The sequence below is a fragment of the Neoaquamicrobium sediminum genome, from assembly GCF_013240295.1.
GTDB classification, from domain to species: Bacteria; Pseudomonadota; Alphaproteobacteria; order Rhizobiales; family Rhizobiaceae; genus Aerobium; species Aerobium sediminum.
In genome coordinates this window covers 2192236-2215129 of sequence record NZ_JABETK010000001.1, presented here as the reverse complement: position 1 = coordinate 2215129, position 22894 = coordinate 2192236, and the positions used below count along the sequence as shown (strand labels likewise).

Below are 22894 nucleotides of genomic sequence, written 5' to 3'. Positions count from 1 at the left end.
TGATTCGAAGCGGTTGCAGCACCTCCGGCCCGGGCTCGACGGCCGCCGTCTCACCGTTTCTTAAAGACTCCGCGCTATGGGTTCCGTGACCATCGCGAAGAGACGGAGTGTATCGGGTTGCGATTTTCCGCTGCATCGACGGCCGACCGGCTACTGCCGGAGCCTCTGGCTGCACGGGCACGCCCGTTCCTTGATCGGCTCGATTCCGTGGTCTTCACCGCAGACGACCGCGGTCAGGCAAGCCGTACCTCGCTGACCGCCTTTGCAATCCGCATTGTCAGTGCAGCGATAGCGCTCATCAGCCAGATCATGATGGCCCGGTGGATGGGTGGCTTCGAATACGGCATCTTCGTGCTGGTCTGGACGACGATGATCATCGTCGGCAACCTCTCGTGCCTCGGCTTCCACACCTCCATCGTGCGCTACATACCCGAATACCGGGAGCGCGGTCGCCTCGGCGAACTGCGCGGCGTGATGGCGGCAAGCCGCGCCTTCGTGCTCGCCACCTCGACGCTATTCGCCGCTGCCGGCCTTATCGGCCTGTGGCTGTTCTCCGACGCCGTCGAGAGCTACTACGTCGTGCCGTTCTATCTCGGCATCGTCTGCCTGCCGATGATCGCGCTTTCAGATACGCTCGAGGGCACCGCGCGCGCGAACTCCTGGGCCATACTGGCTTTGGCGCCGATCTACCTGCTGCGCCCAGTGCTGATCCTCGCGCTGATGGGCGCGGCGATCTTCGCAGGCTATCTGCCCGACGCAAAGACGGGCATCGTCGTCGCCATCGTCGCGACCTATGCGACGACCCTGTTCCAGCTTGCCGCCATCGCTCCGCAGACGGGCCGCGAAGTGCGCGACGTGCCGCCATTGTTCCGCATCCGCGAATGGGTGGTGGTGTCGCTGCCGATCTTCCTCGTGGAAGGCTTCTTCTTCATGCTGACCAATGCCGACGTGCTGATGGTCGGCTGGTTCATGAACCCTGACGACGTCGCCGTGTATTTCGCCACGGTCAAGACGCTGGCGCTGGTTCATTTCGTCTATTTCGCCGTCAAGGCGGGCGTCGCGCAACGTTATGCGCAGTACGCACATGGCGGCAACCCCGAGAAGCTGGCGGCGTTCGCCCGCGAAACCGTCGCGTGGACCTTCTGGCCGTCGCTGGCCATGGGCGCGGCGGTGCTGGTCATCGGCAAGCCGATGCTGGCCCTGTTCGGCCCGGGCTTCGATGCCGGCTACCCGCTGCTGTTCGTGCTAGTGGCGGGCGTGGTTGCCCGCGCCTCCGTAGGCCCGGCGGAAAGCCTGCTGACGATGAGCGGCAACCAGAACATCTGCGCCGTCGTCTACGGCGCCACCCTAGCCCTCAACGTCATCCTCAACGTGTTCCTGATCCCGCTCTACGGCTTGTGGGGCGCGGCGATCTCCACCGCGGTCGCCATGGCGTGCGAGGCGGCGATGCTGTCATTCACCGTCTGGCGCAGGCTGGGAATCGTCATGATCGTTCCGTTTCCGGGACGAAACAATATGGGAGTCGCCTAGATGGCCGCAGTCCCCCTGCTTGAAGAACTGAGCGGCAGCGCATCCGGCCGCATGATCGGGGAGTTCGCCGAGTACACACCCGAAGGCGTTCCCGCTGCCCTCATCGAGCAGATGGACAGCCGTCCACCGCGCAAGCTGGCGATCTACCCCGCTTCCGCCGGGTTCGAACTGGTCGAGGAACTCGATTATCTTTGCGCGCGCTCGGTCGAGCCGAACATCTTCTTCAATCCGCGTTTCCTGGCGCCGGCCATGCCGCGCCTCGAGGATCGCGACGTCCGCCTCGCGGTGATCCGCGACGGCACCGAATATCGCAGCCGCCTGCGCCTTCTGGTGCCGTTCACCATCGAGAAGCCCACGACGCCTTTCGGCGTGCCAATCCTGCGCACTTGGTCGCACCCGTTCGGCCCCCTTGGAACACCGCTCGTCGACAGCGACGATCCGGCCGGGGTGATCGAGGACTTCTTCGGCATGCTGGCGCGCCCGCATCTGAACCTGCCGAAGGTGTTCGTCATGCCCGAAGTGCGCCTCGACGGCCCGTTCGCGGCAATGGTCAACGCGCTTGCCGAAAGCCGCAACCTGCCGCTGGAGATCACCAACAGGATGGAGCGGCCATATCTGCACAGCGATCTCGGCGGCGACGACTACGTGAAGTCCACGCTCAGCAATCACCATGCCGGCGAATTCCGCCGCCTGCGCAGGCGGCTCTCCGATCTTGGCCAGCTCGAATACCGCATCGCCCGCCAGCCCGACGAGGTCCGGCGCGGGGTTGAGGAATTCCTCGCACTCGAGGCCTCGGGCTGGAAGGGTCGGGCACGTACCGCCATGGCGATCGATCGCTTCCGGGCGGCCTTCGCGCGCGAGGCGGCGCACCGGCTGGCGGAAAAGGACCTGTGCCGCGTGCATGCGCTTTATCTCGACGGCCGACCGATCGCGAGCCTTGTGGTCTTCGTCGAATCCGGCTGCGCCTATACCTGGAAAACCGCCTATGACGAGGAATACGCGCGTTTCTCGCCCGGCATGCTGCTGATGATAGAGACCACCAAGACGCATCTCGAGGACCCGAACATCGACGCGACCGATTCCTGCGCGGTGCCGGATCATCCGGTTCTCAGCCGTCTGTGGAGCGAACGGCGCTCGCTGGGCACCATGGTCATCGGCCTGACGCCCGGCTCCGAAGCGTTGACGCGTCGCGCTGCCTCGCAGCTCCTGCGTGACCGCCAGACGCGCAACATGGCGCGCATCCTGCGCAACAAGGTCAAGAAGGCGTTCGGTAAGGCTTGAGGCGGTCGATTCCTTGTCTGCCGGCTACCCCGCCTCGGCCCTCGCCCGGTCGCGGAAGATGCGGCGGATGACCTTGCCGGTCGTCGTGAGGGGCATGGAATCGACGAACTCCACCTCGCGCGGATATTCGTGGGCGGAGAGCCGCTCACGCACCCACAGGCTTATGTCGCCGGCCAGCTCCTCGTTGCGTTCGACGCCATCCTTCAGCACGACATAGGCCTTGACGATCTCTGTGCGCAGCGGATCGGGCTTGCCGACGACGGCTGCGAGCGCCACCGCCGGATGCCCGGTCAGGCAATCCTCGATCTCGCCGGGGCCGATGCGGTAGCCGGCCGACGTGATGACGTCGTCGTCGCGGCCAAAGAAATGCACGTAGCCGTCGCCGTCCTCGATGCCCTGATCGCCCGTCACCATCCAGTCGCCGATGAACTTCCTGGCCGTGGCCTCCGGGTTCCGCCAGTATTCGAGGAACATCACCGGATCGGGACGCCTCACAGCGATCTGGCCAGGCTCTCCGGTCTTGAGCCGCCGGCCGTCACCATCGATCACCGCCACCTCGTGGCCCGGCACGGCCTTGCCGATCGCACCGCCGCGGCTGACCCCCAGCGCGGCACAGGAGGCGAGCACCAGGTTGCATTCCGTCTGGCCGTAGAACTCGTTGATGGTCAGCCCCAGCTCGGCCTTCGCCCAGTCATAAGTCTCGCGGCCGAGTGCCTCGCCGCCGGAACCAATCGTGCGCAGCTTCAGGTCGAAGCGGCTGGCGATGCCGCTCGCCGATTTCAGCATCCGCAGCGCCGTCGGTGGAATGAAGGCGTTACGGACCGCCATCTTTTCCATCAGCCCCAGCGCCGCCTCGGGTTCGAAACGCTCGAAGCGGCCGGCTACCACCGGCACGCCGAAATAGAGGCCCGGCAAAAGCACGTTGAGCAGCCCGCCGGCCCATGCCCAGTCGGCAGGCGTCCACAGCCTGTCGCCTTGCTGCGGCAGGAACTCGTGCGGCATCTGCACGCCCGGCAGGTGGCCGAGCAGCACGCGATGCCCATGCAACGCGCCCTTGGGCGGGCCGGTCGTGCCAGAGGTAAAGATCATCATCGCCGGGTCGTCGGGCGAGGTAGATTCCGCTTTGAAGTCCGGGGCGTGATCGGCAAGCAGGGCATCGAAACCGAGCGCGCCCGCACCCGCACCGTCAATCGACACGACCGCCTCCAGCAGCGGCAGGCGCGCGCGGATGCCGGCAAGCTTCACGGCACCCGCCTCGGTCGTCACCACGGCCTTCACGCCGGCGGTCTGCAACCTGTATTCCAGCGCCTCGACGCCGAACAGCAGGGCCAGTGGCACCGCTATCGCGCCGAGCTTGTAGATGGCGATGTGGGCGATGGCCGTCTCGAAACCCTGCGGCAGCAGCAGCGCCACCCGGTCGCCGCGCATGACGCCCAGTTTGCGCAGCGCATTGGCGAAGGCGTTCGACCGACGCTCCATTTCGCCATAGGTGAGAACGTCGGGCTTGCCTTCGGGCCGATAGGCGAAGAGGGCGGCACGATCCGGCTCCGCCTGCGCCCAGCGATCGCAGACCGCAACGCCGATATTGAAACGTGCTGGAATTTCCCAGCGGAAGCCGGAAGCCAGAGCTTCGTAGCTATCGTTTCGTTCTAGCATGAGGTCGCGCTCCGGCCGGATCCACCAGCGCACCAGACGATGGCTGTATTGCACTGCATCATGCAAAAAAGCGGCATGATTTCCAGTGCCCTGACGCAGAGCTGAAAAAACAGCAAAGTGAGCCCGCCGCCTGATGGCAGACGACGGGCAGTCACCTGAGAACATCCGCAGGGGATGCGCCACAAAATGCACCAGCGCCGCCGCGGTTCCTGCCGGCACCCATGACATTAGATGTCGGCCTGCAACCTTGCCTGGGTGCTTTCTCTTGGATTTCGGGCACGCAACCTGAATCGGCGGAGCGAAAATACATTCCGAGGCGCGCAACCGGGCGCCTCGCGGCCCGTTCTAGTCGGGAGGGCGATATCCATGAGGAGCAAAACCATGGCAACGACTAAAGCAGGTGGGAAGGACGCACTTTCGAAGAAGGGAAGCGAAGCCGGCAAGCATCTCCGCACCGCTGCGGCGAAGGAGGAGCGCAAGGTAGAAGCTCGAAAAGGAAGTGACCTCAAAAAGGGCGCCGACCGGTTTGAGGAGCGCGCGGAAAGCGCCAACGGCAAGGGCGCCAAGACCTGACACTTCTGAAACAGGCACTGACGAAGCGGAGTTCGAAGCGTGCCAATCTCAAAAGATCAGGCTGCTGCGAGACCGTTGGTGCCCCTGGCCGGGATCGAATCCGTCATTTAAGCGGTTGATTTATATGACGGAATCAGGACGCCCCTGCGGCAGTTACTGACAAAGTTACTGATCCAGTTCAGCAAGATCGCTGAGCTTGGGTGCCCGATTGCCCGACGCCAGGAGCCAATCCCCGTGGTCAGTAGCGGTGAGTTCGACATAGCCGCCCTTGCTGAGGCCGCTCTTCGAAATCATGGCGTAGGGAAGTCGATAGAGGTCGTAACTCAACATCCCCCGCTTCACAACACCAATGATGATGCTCTCTTCCGATTGGATCGGCAGGGCAAAGGTGACACCGGATTTAGTAACGGTGCCCGAGGCCACGAAGATGGCGCGCGACTGCCCCTTAACGATGGCGTGGAAGTGGACGTTGTCCTTACCGTTGGCCCACCCGTAGTTGATCCCGTTCATTGCGAACAGGCCCGCAACGAGGTTCACCGCACCATCGACGTTGGCAAGCTGCTCTTTCTCAGTGGTCATAGCGGGCTTGCTGCCGAAGGCCAGCCATGCTTCATCGACCTTGAGAATTTTGGCAAGGATTCGAAGCTTGTCGGGTCGTGGACGGGATTCACCCGCGAACCACTTACGCACCGACTCCTTGCTGGCCGTTACGCCGTGTTTGGCGAGTTCGTCCACCATCCACCGGATGCGACCGAAATTATACTCGGGGATGTGATCTGCGAGGTTGCAAGCCTCTTCGATGCGGCGGGCAAGCGCCTTCTCGATGATCGGATTATTTGCCGTTTTCGGCCTGCTCATTTGTTTCACCCCAAACCTTGCAATGTCAACGTTATGTTGAAGAGGTAAGGTTTTGCAGTGGAACTGTCAATCTGGCCCAAAGGATTCAATTCCTAATGGGTTAAAGGATTCGTTCCGGTGCTCCCCGAAACTTAGTTTCGTTGCAGGTGGACGCGGACTGACTCAAGGATTTCGCTTTGGTCGGCATCCCGGCTGCTCAGCAACGGAAGTAGCTTCTCATCATAGGTTCCACGGGCGATGATATGGTGGTTCCAAACGGTGAGCTTCTGACCAGACCGATGAAGCCTCTTATTGAACTGTTGATAGAGTTCGAGGTCGGGCGTCAGCCCATACCAAACGCTTATGTTTCCGCCGTCTTGAATATTCTGTCCGTGGCCTATCGACGCCGGGTGCGCCAACATGAGGTCGATTTCCCCACGATTCCATGACGCCTTTGTTTTCCGAACGTCGCCACGACCGAAGATGACCGCTTTCGGGAAGCGGCGAAGGATTCGTGCCATGTCGAATTGAAACGTGTATCCGACAAGGACCGGCGCGCCATTCAGAATCCTCGACGATCTGCTCAAGTGCCTCAAGCTTCTCGTCGTGAATCCATACGTCCTTGCCGTCCTCATTATACATGCTGCCGTTAGCAAATTGCAGCAGCTTCCCGTGAAGGACCCCCTTGTTGACGGCCTCGATGTCATAGGTTTCGGAATACAGCGTTTCCTCGAACCGCCGATATTCGGCAAGGACTCGTGGGCGTAAACTAACTTTCACTTCGACCGGGTTCATCGGCGGAAGATCGACGCAGTCTTCTTCGGCCAGGCTGAACATGATGTCGCCGAGGCGATCCATGATTTGCGCCTTGGCCTTCGGCTTTGGCTCAAGGTTCCAGCCCATGAAGTCCTTGTTGAACCAGCGGTCCTCAAAGTTCTTCTTCTTGGAGCCGAGCCGGTCCCCGAGGTCGGCGATGTACGCAAGGCCCCACAGATTTTGCAGACCCTTCGGCGCGGGGGTGCCGGTGAGCAGCACGACGCGGTCGGCGTATTTGCGAGCCTTCGCCATGACACCGAAGCGGGTAAGCTGCTTCTTCGGCGTCCGCATCTTACCGTTCTTGAACATCGACGCCTCATCGACGACGATCATGTCATAGGGCCACCGCTTGCCCTTTCCGAAGAAGTCCCACAGCCAAGGAAGTGCCTCGCGGTTGATGATGTGAACTTCACTGTCGGTCCTGGCCAGGCGGACCCGCTTCCACTCCTTCGCGACGGTGGCGCGGCGACCGGCGAAGCGCTGCGACTCCTTCGGATCGAGGCCGATCAGATCGCGAGCGGTGCGGTAGGCCCGGTGCCTGGCATCAGAGATGTCGTCGTCATCGTCCTCGGCGCGGATGAGAGTCCAGTCGAGAAGCCGGGTGTGCTCCCATTCTTCGATCTCATCGGGCCACGTCGCCGAGGCCACAAGCAGGGGCGCAACGATGAGCACCCGCTTGACCTCTCGATCGTCGAGAAGATCAAGCATCGCGGTCAGCGTCGTAGCGGACTTTCCCGACCCCATCGGGAGCGCCAAGATCAGGTAGGGGAGCCGCTTGATCTTGTTGACGAAGATGCGCTGGTAGCGCCTCAGATCAGACCGCTTGCGCTTGGCTGGCGGCAGCACGTCATCGTCGATCGAGGGTCCGCCGTTGTGGCCGATCCCGTAGAGGTCGAGAACGGCGCTCATATCAGCGCCTCGTGGTTCCGCCCGCTCGACAGGATAAACTTGCCCTCGTCGATGTCGTCCACGACGTAGGCTTCCATGCCCTGCTCACGAAGGCGTTCAAGCTCTAGACGCTGATGCTCGGTCGGCTTCTTGCCAGGTGCCTTGAACTCAATAAAGACGACACGGCCAGCGCGGATGAAAAGCCGGTCGGGCGCGCCATGACGGCCCACCCATTGCAGTTTGCGGACGAGCCATCCTAGCTTCTTCGCGTATTCACAGACCTTCCGCTCGATGTAGGATTCGAGCATCAGAAGAGTGCCTTCTGATAGCCGATGTCTTCGAGGATCGAGCGCGCCTCGCGGACATACCATTGATAGTCGATGTCATCGGGAAACTCGTCGGGAAGCCCCATAAGCGGGCGAGCGCCCTCGGTGCGGGGGACCTTTTTGAGCGTCCCCTTGGCCGTGGGTTTACGATAGGTGATGATCCCCTCGGCTTCGTTCGAGTAGTACCAGCGGATCGCCTTGCCGAGGTACGCACGGCCCTTAATCGCTCCCCCTGAACGGTCCTCACAGTCACGAACTTGGTGATGTCCCGACAGTCGCGAATGGTCTTGTGAAGGGGTGTTTTCTTGGTCAGGAATGCGACCACCGCGTCCGCGCAGATTTCGTTCTGCGGGTTCTTATCGAGGGTGGTGGTGCCGTAGACGCCCTTCCGTTTCGCTGATCCATCGGGCTTGACGGCGATGTAGTTGTTCACATCGCGCGAATAGAGCGCGGCGTATTCGGTCGCCTCCGTTTCAAAGCGGGTATCCGCCTCCCATTTGCGGATGATCCGCTCCATCAGTTCTACATCGTCCCGATGGCACTTGATCACGATGCCGTCCGTATTGGCGCTGACAACCTCGATCCCCGCGCGCTCAAGGCGATGGATCAGCATCAGGAGCGAAAGCTGTCCGGTGATAGTCGTCTGGATCAGCAGTTGCGGCGCATAGAGCGCTGACCACTTGCTGCCGAATTTGCCGAACGATCCGTTGATGGTGATCTTGAGGGAGTCCGCGCTGACCGTAGCCTCGTCGGCGACTGCCAAGAGTTCGGCCAGGCGCTCTTCCATGAGCGACGGCCCGCCATTGCTATTGGAGCCCTTGAGGGCTTCCTTAAGCTGCTTAATTTCCTCCTTGGCGAGCTTCGCGTCCTTCTTCGCATTGAGGCGGCGCGCGACGATGCTCCGGTAGACCTTCTGGAAGGCGAACCCCATCTGCTTGGGGTGAAGGTTCTGGTTGATGATGATGGCGGGGTAGTAGGACGCCACGTCGCGGTCGACGAGGATATAATCATCCCCGGCAACGTGGCATGTGGACTTCTCGGAGCTATGCAGCCCGCCGATCCCGAGGCGATAGACGCCGCGACCGATCTTGATTTTGGCCTCAGACAGAGCCTTCGGCAGGATCATCGCGCCGTTGTTGCCGATGCGAAACTTAGTTTCCTCAATCGTGTCGAGGATGTCGTTCAGGCCCTTGTCCTTGAACTGGATGAAATCAGGGATGTTGTACGGATAGGCGGTGCCGGGGTGATTTCCGGTCGCTTTACGTCGCGCCCGAGAATGTCGGCGACTTCCGACTTGATGACCGCCTCGGCCACCTGAGCATCCGACTTCGAGCGGAGGTCGATGCCGTATTCCTTGCTCATCTTCTTACGAAGCTCGATCTGCGGGAGCAGCGTCGTGTAGAGAAGCTTGGTCGCCGACAGGTCGTTGCAGCAGTAGTCGTAGATGTCGTCCATCTGACGAGGCGTGAGGATCGCGTCAGGTTCAATCGGCAAGTCCTGCATCCGCTTGCCGTGGAGCCTGCCGTTATAGAGCTTGAGGCTGAGTTGCCCCTTGGGAAGCTCGTAGAGGTCGATGTGGTCCAGATCGCGCGGGATCGAGAAGCGGTACTCCCGCTCGATGTCCCACGGCTTCATGTTGCCCTGAATGATGTCGTCCGAGACGTCCTTGATCTTGCTCGTCGAGAAGCCCGCCAGGGCGGCGAAGAGGACCGGGAGGTCGTAATTCCGGCTGTTGAAACCGATGATCAGATGTTTGCGAACGAACCGCTTGAGGCTGGCGATTTCGAGTTTTTCACCCTCGGCCATTTCCCACGAGAAGAACTTCCCCGTGTTCACATCCATGAACACGATGAGGAAAAAAAATTCCTGTAGACTTCTATGTCGAATACGAGGGTGCGGCGCATAGGTGGTGAGGGCCGGGTTTCCCCGGCCCTCCCTTGGCTCAGATGTCGTCGTGGTCGCGTCGACGGCGGGAACGGCGGTCATCGTCCCTGTCGTCGCGGTCGCGGGCTCGGCTGTTCCGGCTCGGACGGTCCACGTCGTCATCCTCGCTGTCGCGGCTACGGCGCGAGCGGCGGTCCCCGTCATCGTCATCCCGGTCTCGGCCACGACGGGAACCGCGATCATCATCCCGGTCCTCATCATCGCGATCGCGCGAACGGCGAGATCCACGATCATCGTCATCGCGGTCTCGGGAGCGCCGGGAGCCGCGATCATCATCCTCGTCGTCCCGGTCCCGACCCCTGCCCCGACGCGAGCCACGGTCATCGTCGTCATCGTCGCGGCTGCGGGAGCGGCGCGATCCGCGATCATCGTCCTCATCGTCGCGGTCACGGCCACGGCGGCGCGAGCCTCGGTCGTCATCCTCGTCATCACGGTCGCGGCCACGGCGACGGGAACCGCGATCATCATCCTCGTCATCCAGGTCGTCGAACTCGTCAGGGTCGACCGGGGCAGCGCCGAACGCCTCACCGTCGCGACGGAAGCGAACAGCTTCGAGGGCGTTGTTCAGTCGGGGGATGCCCTCGTAGGTCTGGCCCCACAGTTGCACGATAGCGTCGACGTAGCAGCCGCCGTAGGGCAGGCCGTCCGCCTCGTCGAGGTCGGTCTTGTCACGGTCGAGGACGCGGGGCCGCTTCTTGTTCCGCGACTTCACGACGAGCATTCCTTCCCACTCGGGCTTGCGCTCGTCCTCGTCGACATCGTCGCCGTAGAAATATGGCTTGTTGTCCTTCTTGATCTTCGCCACTTCTTCCGGTCCTCACCGAACTCCCGCTCCATTGCGGCCTCTTCGGCGTCCAGAATGGCGTCTTCCTGCGCCTTACCCTGCTTGGTGGACAGGTCGATGTAGAACTGCGCGCTGTATGCCTTCTCACCGCTGTTGCTCTTGCCGAACCCTCGGGCGTTGAAGAGTTGCGGATGGCCGATACGGACATCCTTGAGTTGGACCCTTCGGGGATCACGTTCGTTATCAGCCATTGGAATCTCCTTTCACGGCATCATTGTTAATGTCAACTTTTGGTTGACACTTAGTCGTCGTCAAACAGGTCGATGATGGTGGCGACCGGCTCCCGGTTGTCGTGCTCGGAAACGAGCGTGGGCTTGGGCTCCTGCTTCGCAAGGTGCTCATTCGCCAGCTTCGAGTAGAGCTTCGGCGGCAGGAGGGCTTCTGCTTGCGTCGGTGACACGAGCTTCTTGGTATAGGCGTCGTCGTCGAGGGCGCGCACCAATGCCGGTTGCACGGCCTCGGCGTCTTTCCATTTGCGCGGCGGGTTGCGTCCCATCACCGCCTTGAGCCCCGGCACCGGCAGACCCTTCATCGCGTCGTCGAGGGCGTCCGCGTGAAGACGTTCGTGCCACTTCACGAGGGAGGGCCAGTTCTCAAGGATGAAGCTGCGCCGCTCGGGGGTCATCTGGTTCGACGAGGGGAGTCGGGGGCCAACGCCAAGCTCGATCCGCTCGTCCATTTCGTCGAACTCGTCAACGATGAGCTTCAGGTGGTATTCGTTGTATTCGGGGCAGGTGAGCGACTTCGCGCCGTCGCAGTAGATGCACTGTTTCGGGCCGGGGATGCGCGGTGCGTCTTCGTCATAGGTTGCGCGGGCCTTCTTCTTCGCCTCGCGACCAAACTCAAGAAGTTGGTCGAGTGTCACGTCCCACGACCCCCGCCGCCTGGCGCACGGGGCTGGAAGATGTGGAGCCGGAAGTCGGTGGCGTCGGTGATATGGCGGGCGATCTTGTCCCAAAAGCCCAGGCCGTAGAGCATTTCTTGCTCGTTCCACACGGGGCTGACCGGCAGGTATCCCCACTTCCAGTCCCAAATGTGGATGATCCGTCGACCGATGATCCCTACGTCGAGGGTGCCAAACTGACCGGGCATCCAGCGCCCGAGGTCGACCCGCCGTTCGATGTAGAGCTTGCCGGGAATGGTGTCGATTTCGTCGAGGCCGTCTTGGATCAGATCGGCCAGTTCCTCGGTGAGTTCGAGCTTGTAGCCGTCGTGCTCACGTACCTCGCCGACGAACTCGTGGGCCTCGCGGTCATCGCGCAGGCAGTCTTCGCAAAAGCTGTGAAGGATGGTTCCCTCAGCAGCCGGTATCCCACCCTCGTCTTCTACATCCGCAAGGAAATTCACCGAGCCGGGGCATCGCAGCCACCGGCTCGCCGAGGATGGAGAAAGACGAGCGTGGGACGTAGGGGCCATGGTCAGCGGATCGGAGCAGGCTTGTCCGAGCCGGGGGTTGCACCATTGTCGAGGACGATCTTCGTGGCGTCGGGAATGAGCACCATCCGCTGATCGTCGAACCAATAGCTGTCGCGATGTGCGCCCTTCTCGTCGACCTTCGGCACCAAGAGCGTCTGATTGCACCCGCTGATGTATTCGCAGTGGCCGGTAGCCACGCCCTCGAACCCGGTGATCGAGTCCTTGTAGGTCAGGCCAAGTTCAATCTTCGTACCCATTGCAGTTCTCCTTTTCGCTCGGGGTTTCGGGTGATCAGCGCATTCGGCGGCGAGGTAAGCGGGGGCTTGGGGTTCACCGAACACGCTGATCGCCAGAAACCCCGGCCCGAAGGCCGAGGCTTCCAGAGGTCCGCCTGGATCAGATGTCGTCGGAGCGACGGCGCGAGGGCTTCTCGGCCTCGTCGTTCGAGCCGCCGTCCAGTTCCTCGATCGCGCCTGCGATGTCTTCGGGATCGACGTTCTCGCCGTCCGCCGCCATGGAAACGAGCTTCGAAGCGACCAGTCGGTCTTTGCTCTCGATGGCGGTGAACTTCTCAGCGCCGAAGTGGTCGACGATGGCGCGGATCAGGGTGCGGCGCTCGTTGTATTCGTCCTCGTCCGACACATCGAGATAGTCTTCCGCCAGCTTCTTCATTTCGGCGACGGTCGGAGCCTTCTCCTTGGTGGCCTTGCCCTTGCCGCGAGCAGGCTTGTCGTCGTCCTTGTCTTTCCCGCGCGCCGGTTTGTCGTCGCCCTTGTCGGCGGCAGCGGCGGCACCGGCCTTCGCCTTGGCCGTCAGACCTTCCAGAAGGTCGCTGTTGCGGTTCAGGGCGGTGGTCAGAGCGTCAAGACGTTCTTCGAGGGACATGCTGGTTCTCCTGTTTGGGTGAAGTGGGTGCCGTTTCGGCTGTCGGCGAAAAGACCACTTTCACTTGGCAGTGTCAACAGTGGGTTGAAACTATTTGGGGAGACCGATAAGGTCCAGGCTCCTTAGCTTCCATCCACGAGGGCAGAAAAATGGGCGACAACAGCGATCTCGTCGGCGGCGAGACGAGCCGATCCACACCACTCTACAAGGTTCTGCATGACGGGCTCCCCGCGCACCGCAGCCAGACGAACGAAGGCGTTCTCGACTGCCGCAAGCTCGGGGACGACCTCGGGATCAGCGACAAGGCGATTTACCGTTGGTTCGACCGTCAGTCGGTCCCGCCCAAGAAGGTCAAGCCCCTGATGGGCCTGCCCGGTTCCACCCTTACGATGGATGCTTTGCTCGCCTTCGTTCTGGAAGACTGAGTCGGCCTCGGCTCACCTGCCATTCCAGATCACGAGGCGCGACCTTGGACTCTATCAACAAGAAACTCGCCATGGCAGGCTTTGCGCTGCTTTGGCTCCACCCACGGTCAAAACGACCGATTGGTGATGACTGGTCGCAGCAGCCGGTCGCCACTCTCGCACAGCTTGAGAAGCGATACCGCGACGGCAACAACATCGGCGTCCGCCTCGGCAAATGGTCGCAGGTGGACGGCTTCTATCTGCATGTGCTCGATCTAGACATCCGCGTGGCCGAGGAAGCCGACGACGCGGAAGCGGCGCTAGAAGACCTGTTCTCAGGCATCGACATTTGGAAATTCCCGCGCGTCAAATCCGGCTCGGGCGGCGCGTCCCGGCATATCTACTTCGTCACGACGGAGCCGTTCCAGTCGAAGAAGCTCGCCAACAGCGGGCGCAAGTTCGTCGGCGATGACGGCAAGAAGCACTGGACGTGGGAAATCGAGCTATTCGGCACCGGCAAGCAGGTGGCGATCCCGCCGTCCGTGCATCCCGACACCGGCAAGCTTTATGAGTGGGAACGCGAGTTCGACCTGTCGGGTCGCTACCCGGAAGTCGACGCGGACCTCATCGCCGACCTGATCTATGGCGAGGAAGAAGCGGTCGACGAGGACGCCGAAGTTGATCCGCTCGGCATCAGCTACAAGGAAGCCGAAGACTACCTGAAAGAACTGGACCTCGACCATTGGTGCGAAGACCGTGAAGGATGGATCACGGTCGGCATGGCGCTGCATCATGAGTTCGAAGGCTCCAAGGAAGCTCTCGCCGTGTGGCGCGACTTCTCGAAGCAGAGCCGCAAGTTCGACCTCGCCGACCTGAAATACCAGTGGAAGTCGTTCGACCGGAAGATGACCGGACGGCCCGTCACGTTCCGCACCGTCGTCGATGTCGCCAACGAAGAAATCCGAGCGCGCGAGTGGGAGCATATCCCTGATGAGTTCGACGACGTAGAGGATGAGCCCGAATCCGCGGTGCCTCAACAAGCCAACATCGCGGACGAATTTGAAGACCTCCCGCCCCTGCAGAACGCGGCACCGAAGCTCAAGGGTGTCCCGAGGCACCTGCTCGACATAGACGGCGTCCTCGGTGACGCTGTCGCCTACTACAACAAGACCGCCAAGAAGCCGCAGCCACAGTTCGCCGTGCAAACCGCCCTGGCGCTCGGCTCCGTCGTTCTCGGACGTAACTGGCGCACCGACCGCGACAACTTCACTTCGCTCTACCTCCTGAACATCGCGCCGACATCCAGCGGTAAGGAGCACTCGAAGCGCGTCGTCGAACGCATTCTCGAAGAGTCGGGCGAAGCCGATCTGGTCGGCCCGAAGGCGTACACGTCGGAAGCTGGTGTCATGTCAGCGCTGCTCATGCAGCCGCGTCACATCAGCGTTGCCGACGAGTTGGGCCGCTACCTCGCTTCATCGCGCGCGTCGGGCAACGCGAACAAGCAGGACGTGCAGAGCGCGTTCATGGAAATCTTCGGTCGGCTCGACGGCATCTATCGTGGCACCGGCTACTCGACACACGGCATGACCGCAGATCAGGCGAAGGCTGTGAAGGACCGGAAGATCATCCGGCCCGCACTCACGATCCTCGGCATGACGACGCCGACGACCTTCTACGAGGCCCTGAGCGGCATCGACGTTAAGGACGGCTTCCTGAATCGCTTCCTGATCGTCAACAGCCCGGTCGAGCGCCAGTTGAGCCGGGGCACCCATCTGTCGAAGCCGCCGTCGCGCCTGATCCAGTGGGTGAAGGACCACGCCTGGCTGAACGCTGCGTCCGAAGAGGACGACATGAGCGATGTCCGAGCCAAGCTCGAACCGCAGATGGTGACGGAACCGATCACCGTGCCGTTCGCGCCCGAGTGTGACGAGATCCTGCGTCAAATGGAAATCGAAATCCTCAAGGACATGGACGCGCTCGACGCGCACGGCATGGCCGAGCTTTTCGGACGCACGATCGAAATCGCAATGCGCGTGGCACTGATCGTGGCAGTCAGTGACGGCGCGCGGCGTATCCGGCCCAAGCATCTGGAATGGGCGCGGGACTACGTGTTCTTCTATCACCGGCAGATGGCCGAACACTTCTCGGCGAACATCGGTCGCAGCGAATTGGAAGCCGTTGCCGAAGCTGCGTTCGACGTGGTCAAGAAGGGAGGCAAACAGGGCGCGACGGAACGGGACATCGTCCTTCATTGTCGCGGCTTTAAGCGCCTCGATCGTCGTTTCCGCGACGAAGTGCTCTCACGCCTCAAGACGGACTATGGTGTCGCCTTCATCGACATCGTGAAAGAGGGCCGCGACAACAACGGGCGAAAACGAAAAGCCTACGTCGCGCCTCGAACGCGAGACTGATTGAGACAGAGCCCCGCTTCGGCGGGGTTTTTCTTTGGCGAACATTCTATCAATATGCCCTATCAATGACGGGGCAGACAGTGAACGAGAACGCTCAGCCACATCCCTACGGGTTTCCTGAAGAATGGTTCTATTCGGAGGCCAACGGATCACTCGTCAGCTACAGCATTAGGGCCTTTCCACCCCCGACCTGACAAAATTTCCCGAGAGCCGCCTGAAAGATTTCGCCCTGTTCCAACGGCTCATGTTGTCACTTCGCGATTTTTCCCATGCTCGCAGTTCCATCGTCTTCGTTCGGGAGGATGTCGATTTCGACGCGAAGTACCCACTCGCAGAACTACGCCGCTTCATTTGCTACGAGACCACGCTGATCGTCGCCTATTGCCGTCCATTTTCCGAATCGACAGGTGGCCTTCCTCGACTGTCTTTCAGAGCGCTCGGGGTAAAGCCAACGCCTTTCGTGAGAAAGCTGCATGATAGCCTGATCGACAAGCGGAACCAGATATTTGCACATAGCGATGTCACAGCGATTGAGCATTCCGAACCCAGGGTGATGCGCGGGACGGACACCACGGGACTTCCGTTCACCGTGCTAGTGCCGCCGAGGTTCCAAGAAGGTACGCTTCTTTCGCGGAACGAATTTGAACAGGCGAGCGTCCTTGTCGACACTCTTAGCAACGCAGTGGTGCATCAGTTGCAGGCAATGCACCACCACTTTGTCGACCGCTACCCATCGTTCGACCTGCATTTTCGAGATGCGGGTTCCGTCGACGGGGTGACTACGGAATGACTACGGAACTGACTACGCATAAAACCCTTGCGCGCTAAGGATTTGAGGCAGTTCCGTAGTCACTTTTTCGACCACCCCCTCTCTTGGCTTTTCGAGGTAGAATCCGAGGGGTGTGGGGGGTCTAGGAAAAGTGACTACGAAACTGGTAAAGGAGAGAGAGGGTTGTTGTTTTTATTATCTTTTTCCCTGTTAGTTCCGTAGTCAGTTCCGTAGTCAGTTCCGTAGTCACCCTGACTACGGAACTAGTGTCCCAGGTTGTCCCGTGCTATAGTGCGGCACCCCTAAACACTTTTGAAAAAATTTCCGAAAACTCTTGCTCACCGCGCTCAGCGCCCCCGCGTCACACAAATACCGTGGGAAGGACCCGGAGCGACCCCCATAGGCATATATTCCCATATGCTAGAGCGTCCCTGTCCCGCCTAGTCCCATGTTGTGTGAGTTGGTCCCGCCTAGTCCGCCGCATGATGACGGCAACGCATGGCAAGGCGTCCCGTATAGTCTCAGTGCATGTCATGCCGTGCCACACTGTCCCGCCTAGTCTCAGTCAATCGACCTGCAGGGGACCGCGCGCCTACCAGGCTAGACGGATAGGGATTGGCGATAGCGTTTCGCTGATTTGGTTTCGTGCTGGCACTCAATCGACGATCGTCGAGCGATAGGCGCAAGCCTGGACGGTCGGGACCGTTTGAAACTTAGTTTGCGTTTCAACTGTTTGTTGATATGTCCCGTTTAGTGTGCCATATAGGAAATGCGATTTGAGGTAACGGAAGGCATGACGATGCACACGAGCAAGGCGAAAGCGACGGCGCTAGAGACGATCATTCGGGAACGCGCGGCTAAGGCGATGTTTGCGCCTGTCCGCCCTAGCGTAGGTGAGACGGTCGACGGCATTGCGCAATCGCTTTTGATGCTTGTCGCATCTGGCTTGTCCGCGTTCGCCATCCTTTCCGCTCTTGCGGCCTAAGTTTCAACTTTGATGAGGTATGACCATGCTTAAGAGCTTCGCAATTGTGGCGGTTATGTTCGGCGCGGACGGCGCGGGAGACGCCTACGTCGTCGATGAGGGACTCACGGCTTCCGAGTGCATGGCCGCAATCGAGACCTACCGCGTCGGGTCGCTGATCGTGACGGAAGGTCGCGGCGACGATTGGACAGAGCTTCGCGCCTTGCGCCGTGGCGACACGGTCCAGTGCGAACTTGTGATTGAGTAAGGGAGTCGGGGATATGTTCAAGAGGTTTGCCAATCTCGCCGATATGACGGCTTACGCGGTCGACGTGTCACGCCAGCATGATCGTTTGATCTATGCCGAGTCGGGCATTTATACGGATGACCACGGCGCGACGTTTCGCCCGCAAGTGTCGCTAGTCTGTGAAGGCGCGACCGTCGTTATTCTCCGCTGGAATGCCTTCACGGATCAAGAGAACGTGTCGCACATGGGGAAGCGCGCAAGAGTTGAGGCGCGCGAGTCTGCCGATTGGTTCACGAACTACGTTCAAGAGGCAATCAACGCCAGCACCAAAGAGTCCCCGTCGACCACGGAAGAGCCGGAGCCGTCCAGGCGGGAACGCTTGCCATATCCCTTTCCTGGGAAGGCACGTTGCCGTTGCTCTTGCTTGCGATTGAGAACGGCACGGAAGAGGGAAAGCGGATTGCGCGCGTTGAATTGCAGCGCATGGCAAAGCTTGCGGACATGGTGAAGCGCGCGCCGCTGGACGCTCAGGAACTAGCGACCGTGCTTGCCGCGCTCAGGTTCTATCAGGAGTCCGGCATGGGCGACCCTGGGAACCGTTCGAACGCAATTCACGAGATAGCGACGAATGGCGACTCCGTGGTCTCACTGGACGCGGACGCAATCGACGCGCTTTGCGAACGCTTGAACGTGGAGTCGTCCGATGGAAAGTAAGTTTCGCCTGAGTGTTCGCCACGTCGACACGTGCTTGCCCGACTATGTGGCGGACCATTGCAACGGGGACTCTGAATGGCTTTGCGGCGTTCCCGTCGACCACACGTCACGCAATGGCGACGTTTTCCGCGCCGTGCTTGATGAGGTCCGCGCCTATGGCGACAAGCTTCCCGAATGCGTGACCGCGCAAGCCGTCCGCCGCGCCGTTGAATATTGCTTTAGCGATGTTGACAAGCGCGCGGCCTTCAAAGGTCGACCCGACAAGAGCGACGGCGCGAACGATGGCGAGTCCGTCTATGCGTGGTTTCGCTTTTCCTGGGAGTCGGACGGATGAGCGGCGACCTTTGGCAACGGGACGCGGAGTCCCATTACCGCGACGATCCGCGCCGCGCGAAGCTGGACAGAACGCCAAAGCTTGCGCCGTGGCTTGCGCACACTTTCCACTATCAGTTGACAATCAAGGAGTCTGAGAATGCTACTCAACCCACGGCTTGACGCTGAGACCTACGCGATAGAGCGGGCGATTTGCGACAAGGCACACGCTTACGCGGAGTCCATCATGTCGCCGAACGGGAAGCGCGTCCGCAATTATCTGACTGCGGAAGAGGCCGCGCACCCTGACTATGCGGCTTGCAATAACGACACGCGGACGTGTCGAGCAATTCGAAATCCTGACAAACCCGCCTAGCGCTTTCGTGGCGTATATCGGCAAGGCTGACCGGCAGGCTTGCAACTATGAGTGCGGAGTCCCGCATCCTGTCACGGTTTGGACGGGCTTAGAGCTAGGCCGCGCGTTCATCACGTCCAAATGGCGAGTCGCGTCCTTTATCGGCTCGACCATGTACCAATTCCGCGCGCGGATAGCTGAGCGGGAATACACGGGACGCGGATTCGGAGAGGGAATGTCAATCGTGTTTCGCGAGACGGCGCAATCCGTCCGCAAGCGCGCGGCCTAACAATCAACCAAAACTTGCCATTGCAACTAAGTTTCAAGGAGTCTCGCAATGATCACCTATACCGCCACTTACAGCCCGGAAGATAACAAACTCAGGCTCTACGCCTCTTCGCGTCTCGACGCGGAAACATTCGCCCGCGTGAAAGCTACGGGCTTCGTATGGGCTCCAAAGCAAGAGCTTTTTGTTGCGCCGAAATGGTCGCCGCGCCGTGAAGATTTGTTGATTGAGCTAGCGGGCGAAATCGAGCCGGAAGAAATGACGATTGCCGAGCGCGCGCAGGCAAAGGCGGAACGTCTCGACGACCTGGCACACAAGCGCCATCGGGAAGCGAACGCATTCAACCGCGCCGCGCAGCAACTATCGGAAGCCTTTTCCCATGGTCAGCCGATTCTTGTCGGACACCATTCCGAGCGCAAAGCCATGAAAACAAAAGAGCGGATGGACTCCGCGCAGGCTAAGGCAAACAAGGCCGCGAAGCTCGCCGACTATTGGCTTTATCGAGCCGAAGGAGTCGAGCGCCACGCAAACCGCAAGAACGATCCGAAGGTGAGAGCGCGGCGGATCAAAACGCTACTCGCCGAACTTCGCGACCTGCAAGGCAAGTTGAACGATTGCCACGCGGCGCTTGCGTTTTGGGACCGCGTGACAGATGACGCAACAATCGTGAAGGCCGCAAACTACGGCAAGTTTACGAAGTTCGGCGACTATGGTGCTTTGCAGAGTGGCGAAAAGACGCCGCAAGGACTCCGTGCCGAGCGTATCGAAGCCTATCAAAAGGCGCTCGACTCCGGTTATTGGGAACGCTGGATCTCGCACACGCTCAACCGGCTTTCCTATGAAAGGGAATTGCTCGGCACGGTCGCGCGCCACGAAGGCGAGTTGCGAGAGACCGCAATTCAGATGTTCGCTCGCGAGCACGGCGCACACAAGCCGAAGGCGACGGCAACGGATATGGGCTTTGTGCTCGAGTCTTCCGTTCCGCTTCCCGCCCATATCGCCAGCGGAAAAACGCTAGAGCTATCGCCCGACGAATGGCGCGACCTGATGCGCGATTGTGGCTATTCGATTCCCGACGTGAAGCGGAACGAAAAGCCGTCAATCGTCAACGTCAAGGCGGCCGGAATCATGGTGAACCGTTTTGGCAAGCGGCAAATTCTGCCCGTTGTCGAGATGACGAAAGCCGAATACGGCAAAATCTATTCTGAGCAGCGCGGCACGTTTTTCAGCGCTGACGGAACTTTCCGCGTCAAGGTTTGCCCGAACCCGCGCACGGATGTTCCGCGCTATATGGCGGGATGGTGCGCGGTTTTCCTGACCGACTCAAAGGTTCATCCGAAGCCGGATAGCGATTGCGTTCTAGACGCCATGCCGGAGGCGGCAGAATGAAACGCGCGGTGTATCGTCGACCGAATAAGCCAATGGTGCTTACGGTCCAGCGGCGGGAACGTTTCGGCGACTTAGAAAAGGTCGAGATTGCCGAACCCGTGCGGGTCGACCGTGCAACGGAATGCCACGTCACGCCTGACGACGTGGCCGCGCGAATGGTCGACTATCTAGGGCGGCAAGGCGATTTCTTGACGCTAGAGCCGAGCGCCGGAACGGGTCAGCTTTCGAAGGCTCTTCTAGTTGCGGGCCACAGTCGTTTTGAGCTTGTCCAGGTTGAGCGACATATTCGACTCGCCGCTGGTCTCGACAAGTTCGGCTCAGTTGTGAACCGCTGCTTTTTGGAATGGTCCGCCGAAGTTGCTGGAAAGGTCCAGTTTCCGCGCGTCATCATGAACCCGCCTTTCAGCGACGTTCGCAAACACGTCGCGGCGGCAGTTTCCTTAATGGGGCGGAATGGTCACACGGAAGCGCCGACTCTTGTCGCGCTTGTCCCCGTGACATTCCAGCACGGGGACGCCGAGACCTTAGAGACGTTGCCCGTCGACACATTCGCAACGGCTCGCGTTCACACGAAGCTAATCCGAATCCGGCTGTAGGCGCGCGCCTACAGTCAACCGAAAGAGGTTATCACAATGTCTTATGTGCCACGGGGAATGCCAGCGCGGTTTATGGAAGGCGCGCCGTCGATAGTGCGGAAAAGCATAATCGACATGATCCGCATTGATCCGCCAGCGCCGCTAGATTTCGACGTGTGCTTTCGTGACGTTGATTGCGGGGAAATGTCCGGTCTCGATTTCGACCGCGACGGCGCGCGCGGATGTCATTTCTTTTTGAAGCCGCACGAGATGCGCGCCTATCGGGAACGCAACCGCCGCAAGCGTGTCGCATGGGCGGACCTTCCGCGCGACACGCAAACCGCCATCCTTTCATATCTGGAGTCCGACAATGGCTGAGGTTATCGAGCTTATGCGCGCGGACTCGCCGCATCCTGGGCATAGCGCCGAATGGCATTTTTTCCGCGCCTATGTCGGGGCCGCGCTTTGGTCCACAAACGACGAGTCGGACGAAAGCGGCGGGGAACCGCTGGACAGGAACCACGATATTTCGGACCTGTCCCCGTGGACCGCACAAGCCATGCTTAGGGATTGCGCCGCGTTCTATGTCGCCAATTCCGAGCATATCCATTGCGACGGCGCACCGCTTTCCCGTGAGTTTGAAGGCTCGATAGCGGCGCGAGAGGCTGCAATGGCTGGACATGATTTCTGGCTAACCAGGTGCGGCCATGGCGCGGGCTTTTGGGATGGCGATTGGCCGGAACCTGCCGCGTCCGCGCTCGACAAAGCGGCGGAAGCCTTCGGCAACGTAGATTTGTATCTCGGCGACGACGGGAGGATTCACGGATGATCCGCCGCACGGGAGTTTTCGGCGCTGGCGTCGACATGATCGAAGCTTTCAAAGCGCAATGGCCATGCCACCGTTTCCCCGATGAACTGGCTTGCGTGGTCGCACATTTCGACGCGCGCGGCGACCTTGTCGACTTGGAAGCCTTCCGCGACGACGGGGGTCCGCTCGATACGCAAGATTTCGACGGCGCGGCATTGGTCGCGCTTGTCAGTGACATTCAATCGCACGGTTACACGGCGCGCTCAGATGGCGCGGACATGGTCGCGGCGATTCAGGCTGGAAAGGATTGGTAAATGGCACATGCAATGGATACATTAGCTTTTACGAAGCATCTTCGCGCCGCTGGCATTGATGAGCGGCAAGCGGAAGCACACGCGGAAGCCGTTCGGGAATTTGTCATGCCGGAACTTGCGACAAAAGCCGACATCGCCGAACTAAAGCACACGATAGAGCGTCAAACGCTTGTGCTTACCGTGCGGCTTGGCGGACTCGTTCTGGTAGGCGTGGGCGCATTGGTCGCGTTGCAGCGTTTCGGCCTATGAAAGGGCTTTTCGCACTAGCTCTAACCGCTGGCGTCATATCCTACGGCGCGACGGGAACGGCAATCGCCATCGGCCTAGCGCTCTACTGGCTTTTCTCGCAT

27 protein-coding genes are annotated in these 22894 nt (G+C 60.5%); 15 read left to right on the top strand and 12 right to left on the bottom strand.

The window, feature by feature from the left end; genetic code table 11:
- Positions 1–117: 117 nt before the first annotated feature.
- Positions 118–1530, top strand: coding sequence for a lipopolysaccharide biosynthesis protein (locus HK436_RS10985; RefSeq protein ID WP_173189612.1), 1413 nt, complete (start codon positions 118–120; stop codon positions 1528–1530).
- A complete protein-coding gene (locus HK436_RS10980) occupies positions 1531–2811 on the top strand; it encodes a GNAT family N-acetyltransferase (protein WP_173189610.1) in 1281 nt (426 codons plus the stop codon).
- 24 nt (positions 2812–2835) lie between these two features.
- On the opposite strand, the gene HK436_RS10975 is transcribed toward HK436_RS10980, so the two are convergent.
- On the bottom strand, positions 2836–4467 hold the full coding sequence (locus HK436_RS10975) for an AMP-binding protein (RefSeq protein ID WP_173189608.1): 1632 nt from the start codon (positions 4465–4467) through the stop codon (positions 2836–2838).
- Between the two features lie 381 nt (positions 4468–4848).
- Between HK436_RS10975 and HK436_RS10970 the strand changes: the two genes are divergently transcribed.
- Complete coding sequence (locus HK436_RS10970; RefSeq protein ID WP_173189606.1) at positions 4849–5040, top strand: hypothetical protein; 192 nt, start codon at positions 4849–4851, stop codon at positions 5038–5040.
- Between the two features lie 165 nt (positions 5041–5205).
- Here HK436_RS10970 and HK436_RS10965 read toward each other — a convergent pair whose 3' ends face one another.
- From HK436_RS10965 to HK436_RS10915, 11 genes are all read right to left on the bottom strand, one after another.
- A complete protein-coding gene (locus tag HK436_RS10965; RefSeq protein WP_173189604.1) occupies positions 5206–5898 on the bottom strand; it encodes a helix-turn-helix domain-containing protein in 693 nt (230 codons plus the stop codon).
- 288 nt (positions 5899–6186) lie between these two features.
- The gene (locus tag HK436_RS10960) at positions 6187–7602 is read right to left on the bottom strand and encodes an SNF2-related protein (RefSeq protein WP_173189603.1); all 1416 of its coding nucleotides are present in this window, start codon (positions 7600–7602) and stop codon (positions 6187–6189) included.
- Positions 7599–7889, bottom strand: a complete 291-nt coding sequence (locus HK436_RS10955) for a VRR-NUC domain-containing protein (RefSeq protein WP_173189601.1) — start codon at positions 7887–7889, stop codon at positions 7599–7601. Before HK436_RS10955 ends, HK436_RS10960 begins: the two co-directional genes overlap by 4 nt.
- The gene (locus HK436_RS10950) at positions 7855–9033 is read right to left on the bottom strand and encodes a hypothetical protein (protein ID WP_173189599.1); all 1179 of its coding nucleotides are present in this window, start codon (positions 9031–9033) and stop codon (positions 7855–7857) included. The genes HK436_RS10955 and HK436_RS10950 overlap by 35 nt, the downstream gene beginning before the upstream one ends.
- A gap of 56 nt (positions 9034–9089) precedes the next feature.
- Positions 9090–9755, bottom strand: a complete 666-nt coding sequence (locus tag HK436_RS10945) for a hypothetical protein (RefSeq protein WP_173189597.1) — start codon at positions 9753–9755, stop codon at positions 9090–9092.
- A gap of 94 nt (positions 9756–9849) precedes the next feature.
- The gene (locus tag HK436_RS33510) at positions 9850–10572 is read right to left on the bottom strand and encodes an ssDNA-binding protein (protein ID WP_446685677.1); all 723 of its coding nucleotides are present in this window, start codon (positions 10570–10572) and stop codon (positions 9850–9852) included.
- Positions 10560–10886: a hypothetical protein gene (locus tag HK436_RS33505; RefSeq protein ID WP_173189593.1), complete on the bottom strand. Its 327-nt coding sequence runs from the start codon at positions 10884–10886 to the stop codon at positions 10560–10562. Before HK436_RS33505 ends, HK436_RS33510 begins: the two co-directional genes overlap by 13 nt.
- Positions 10887–10936: 50 nt before the next feature.
- Positions 10937–11560, bottom strand: coding sequence for a DUF2800 domain-containing protein (locus HK436_RS32370; protein WP_173189591.1), 624 nt, complete (start codon positions 11558–11560; stop codon positions 10937–10939).
- On the bottom strand, positions 11557–12111 hold the full coding sequence (locus tag HK436_RS32365) for a DUF2800 domain-containing protein (protein ID WP_173189589.1): 555 nt from the start codon (positions 12109–12111) through the stop codon (positions 11557–11559). Before HK436_RS32365 ends, HK436_RS32370 begins: the two co-directional genes overlap by 4 nt.
- A 2-nt stretch (positions 12112–12113) precedes the next feature.
- Complete coding sequence (locus tag HK436_RS10920) at positions 12114–12368, bottom strand: hypothetical protein (RefSeq protein ID WP_173189587.1); 255 nt, start codon at positions 12366–12368, stop codon at positions 12114–12116.
- 139 nt (positions 12369–12507) lie between these two features.
- Positions 12508–12996 carry a hypothetical protein gene (locus tag HK436_RS10915; RefSeq protein WP_173189585.1) on the bottom strand — a complete coding sequence of 163 codons (489 nt, stop codon included), beginning with the start codon at positions 12994–12996 and terminating at the stop codon, positions 12508–12510.
- Positions 12997–13145: 149 nt separating this feature from the next.
- Between HK436_RS10915 and HK436_RS10910 the strand changes: the two genes are divergently transcribed.
- The 12 genes from HK436_RS10910 (at position 13146) to HK436_RS10855 (ending at position 22793) form a co-directional block, all read left to right on the top strand.
- Positions 13146–13421: a hypothetical protein gene (locus HK436_RS10910; RefSeq protein WP_173189583.1), complete on the top strand. Its 276-nt coding sequence runs from the start codon at positions 13146–13148 to the stop codon at positions 13419–13421.
- A 44-nt stretch (positions 13422–13465) separates the two neighbouring features.
- A complete protein-coding gene (locus tag HK436_RS10905) occupies positions 13466–15811 on the top strand; it encodes a bifunctional DNA primase/polymerase (protein ID WP_173189581.1) in 2346 nt (781 codons plus the stop codon).
- 244 nt (positions 15812–16055) lie between these two features.
- On the top strand, positions 16056–16601 hold the full coding sequence (locus tag HK436_RS10900) for a hypothetical protein (RefSeq protein WP_173189579.1): 546 nt from the start codon (positions 16056–16058) through the stop codon (positions 16599–16601).
- 989 nt (positions 16602–17590) lie between these two features.
- Positions 17591–17812 (top strand): hypothetical protein, encoded by a 222-nt coding sequence (locus tag HK436_RS10895; RefSeq protein WP_173189577.1) that lies wholly within the window; start codon positions 17591–17593, stop codon positions 17810–17812.
- A gap of 387 nt (positions 17813–18199) precedes the next feature.
- Positions 18200–18505 (top strand): hypothetical protein, encoded by a 306-nt coding sequence (locus HK436_RS10890; RefSeq protein ID WP_173189575.1) that lies wholly within the window; start codon positions 18200–18202, stop codon positions 18503–18505.
- A 133-nt stretch (positions 18506–18638) separates the two neighbouring features.
- Positions 18639–18839: a hypothetical protein gene (locus HK436_RS30525; RefSeq protein WP_206680501.1), complete on the top strand. Its 201-nt coding sequence runs from the start codon at positions 18639–18641 to the stop codon at positions 18837–18839.
- Positions 18840–19509: 670 nt separating this feature from the next.
- Positions 19510–20847, top strand: a complete 1338-nt coding sequence (locus HK436_RS10880) for a DUF3560 domain-containing protein (protein ID WP_173189571.1) — start codon at positions 19510–19512, stop codon at positions 20845–20847.
- Positions 20844–21443 carry a methyltransferase type 11 gene (locus HK436_RS10875; protein WP_173189569.1) on the top strand — a complete coding sequence of 200 codons (600 nt, stop codon included), beginning with the start codon at positions 20844–20846 and terminating at the stop codon, positions 21441–21443. The genes HK436_RS10880 and HK436_RS10875 overlap by 4 nt, the downstream gene beginning before the upstream one ends.
- 114 nt (positions 21444–21557) lie before the next feature.
- Positions 21558–21800: a hypothetical protein gene (locus HK436_RS10870; protein WP_173189567.1), complete on the top strand. Its 243-nt coding sequence runs from the start codon at positions 21558–21560 to the stop codon at positions 21798–21800.
- The gene (locus tag HK436_RS10865) at positions 21793–22251 is read left to right on the top strand and encodes a hypothetical protein (RefSeq protein WP_173189565.1); all 459 of its coding nucleotides are present in this window, start codon (positions 21793–21795) and stop codon (positions 22249–22251) included. Before HK436_RS10870 ends, HK436_RS10865 begins: the two co-directional genes overlap by 8 nt.
- Positions 22248–22544 (top strand): hypothetical protein, encoded by a 297-nt coding sequence (locus HK436_RS10860; protein WP_173189563.1) that lies wholly within the window; start codon positions 22248–22250, stop codon positions 22542–22544. The genes HK436_RS10865 and HK436_RS10860 overlap by 4 nt, the downstream gene beginning before the upstream one ends.
- Entirely contained in the window at positions 22545–22793 is a 249-nt protein-coding gene (locus HK436_RS10855; protein WP_173189561.1) for a hypothetical protein, read from the top strand.
- The last annotated feature ends 101 nt before the right edge of the window (positions 22794–22894 follow it).

Excerpts from the sequence above, each read along its gene's own strand:
- HK436_RS10980 (WP_173189610.1), top strand. The coding sequence starts at position 1,531 with ATGGCCGCAGTCCCCCTGCTTGAAGAACTGAGCGGCAGCGCATCCGGC.
- HK436_RS10975 (WP_173189608.1), bottom strand. The coding sequence starts at position 4,467 with ATGCTAGAACGAAACGATAGCTACGAAGCTCTGGCTTCCGGCTTCCGC.
- HK436_RS10970 (WP_173189606.1), top strand. The coding sequence starts at position 4,849 with ATGGCAACGACTAAAGCAGGTGGGAAGGACGCACTTTCGAAGAAGGGA.
- HK436_RS10965 (WP_173189604.1), bottom strand. The coding sequence starts at position 5,898 with ATGAGCAGGCCGAAAACGGCAAATAATCCGATCATCGAGAAGGCGCTT.
- HK436_RS10960 (WP_173189603.1), bottom strand. The coding sequence starts at position 7,602 with ATGAGCGCCGTTCTCGACCTCTACGGGATCGGCCACAACGGCGGACCC.
- HK436_RS10955 (WP_173189601.1), bottom strand. The coding sequence starts at position 7,889 with ATGCTCGAATCCTACATCGAGCGGAAGGTCTGTGAATACGCGAAGAAG.
- HK436_RS10950 (WP_173189599.1), bottom strand. The coding sequence starts at position 9,033 with ATGATCCTGCCGAAGGCTCTGTCTGAGGCCAAAATCAAGATCGGTCGC.
- HK436_RS33510 (WP_446685677.1), bottom strand. The coding sequence starts at position 10,572 with ATGCTCGTCGTGAAGTCGCGGAACAAGAAGCGGCCCCGCGTCCTCGAC.
- HK436_RS33505 (WP_173189593.1), bottom strand. The coding sequence starts at position 10,886 with ATGGCTGATAACGAACGTGATCCCCGAAGGGTCCAACTCAAGGATGTC.
- HK436_RS32365 (WP_173189589.1), bottom strand. The coding sequence starts at position 12,111 with ATGGCCCCTACGTCCCACGCTCGTCTTTCTCCATCCTCGGCGAGCCGG.
- HK436_RS10920 (WP_173189587.1), bottom strand. The coding sequence starts at position 12,368 with ATGGGTACGAAGATTGAACTTGGCCTGACCTACAAGGACTCGATCACC.
- HK436_RS10915 (WP_173189585.1), bottom strand. The coding sequence starts at position 12,996 with ATGTCCCTCGAAGAACGTCTTGACGCTCTGACCACCGCCCTGAACCGC.
- HK436_RS10910 (WP_173189583.1), top strand. The coding sequence starts at position 13,146 with ATGGGCGACAACAGCGATCTCGTCGGCGGCGAGACGAGCCGATCCACA.
- HK436_RS10900 (WP_173189579.1), top strand. The coding sequence starts at position 16,056 with ATGTTGTCACTTCGCGATTTTTCCCATGCTCGCAGTTCCATCGTCTTC.
- HK436_RS10895 (WP_173189577.1), top strand. The coding sequence starts at position 17,591 with ATGCTTAAGAGCTTCGCAATTGTGGCGGTTATGTTCGGCGCGGACGGC.
- HK436_RS10880 (WP_173189571.1), top strand. The coding sequence starts at position 19,510 with ATGATCACCTATACCGCCACTTACAGCCCGGAAGATAACAAACTCAGG.
- HK436_RS10875 (WP_173189569.1), top strand. The coding sequence starts at position 20,844 with ATGAAACGCGCGGTGTATCGTCGACCGAATAAGCCAATGGTGCTTACG.
- HK436_RS10870 (WP_173189567.1), top strand. The coding sequence starts at position 21,558 with ATGATCCGCATTGATCCGCCAGCGCCGCTAGATTTCGACGTGTGCTTT.
- HK436_RS10865 (WP_173189565.1), top strand. The coding sequence starts at position 21,793 with ATGGCTGAGGTTATCGAGCTTATGCGCGCGGACTCGCCGCATCCTGGG.
- HK436_RS10860 (WP_173189563.1), top strand. The coding sequence starts at position 22,248 with ATGATCCGCCGCACGGGAGTTTTCGGCGCTGGCGTCGACATGATCGAA.
- HK436_RS10855 (WP_173189561.1), top strand. The coding sequence starts at position 22,545 with ATGGCACATGCAATGGATACATTAGCTTTTACGAAGCATCTTCGCGCC.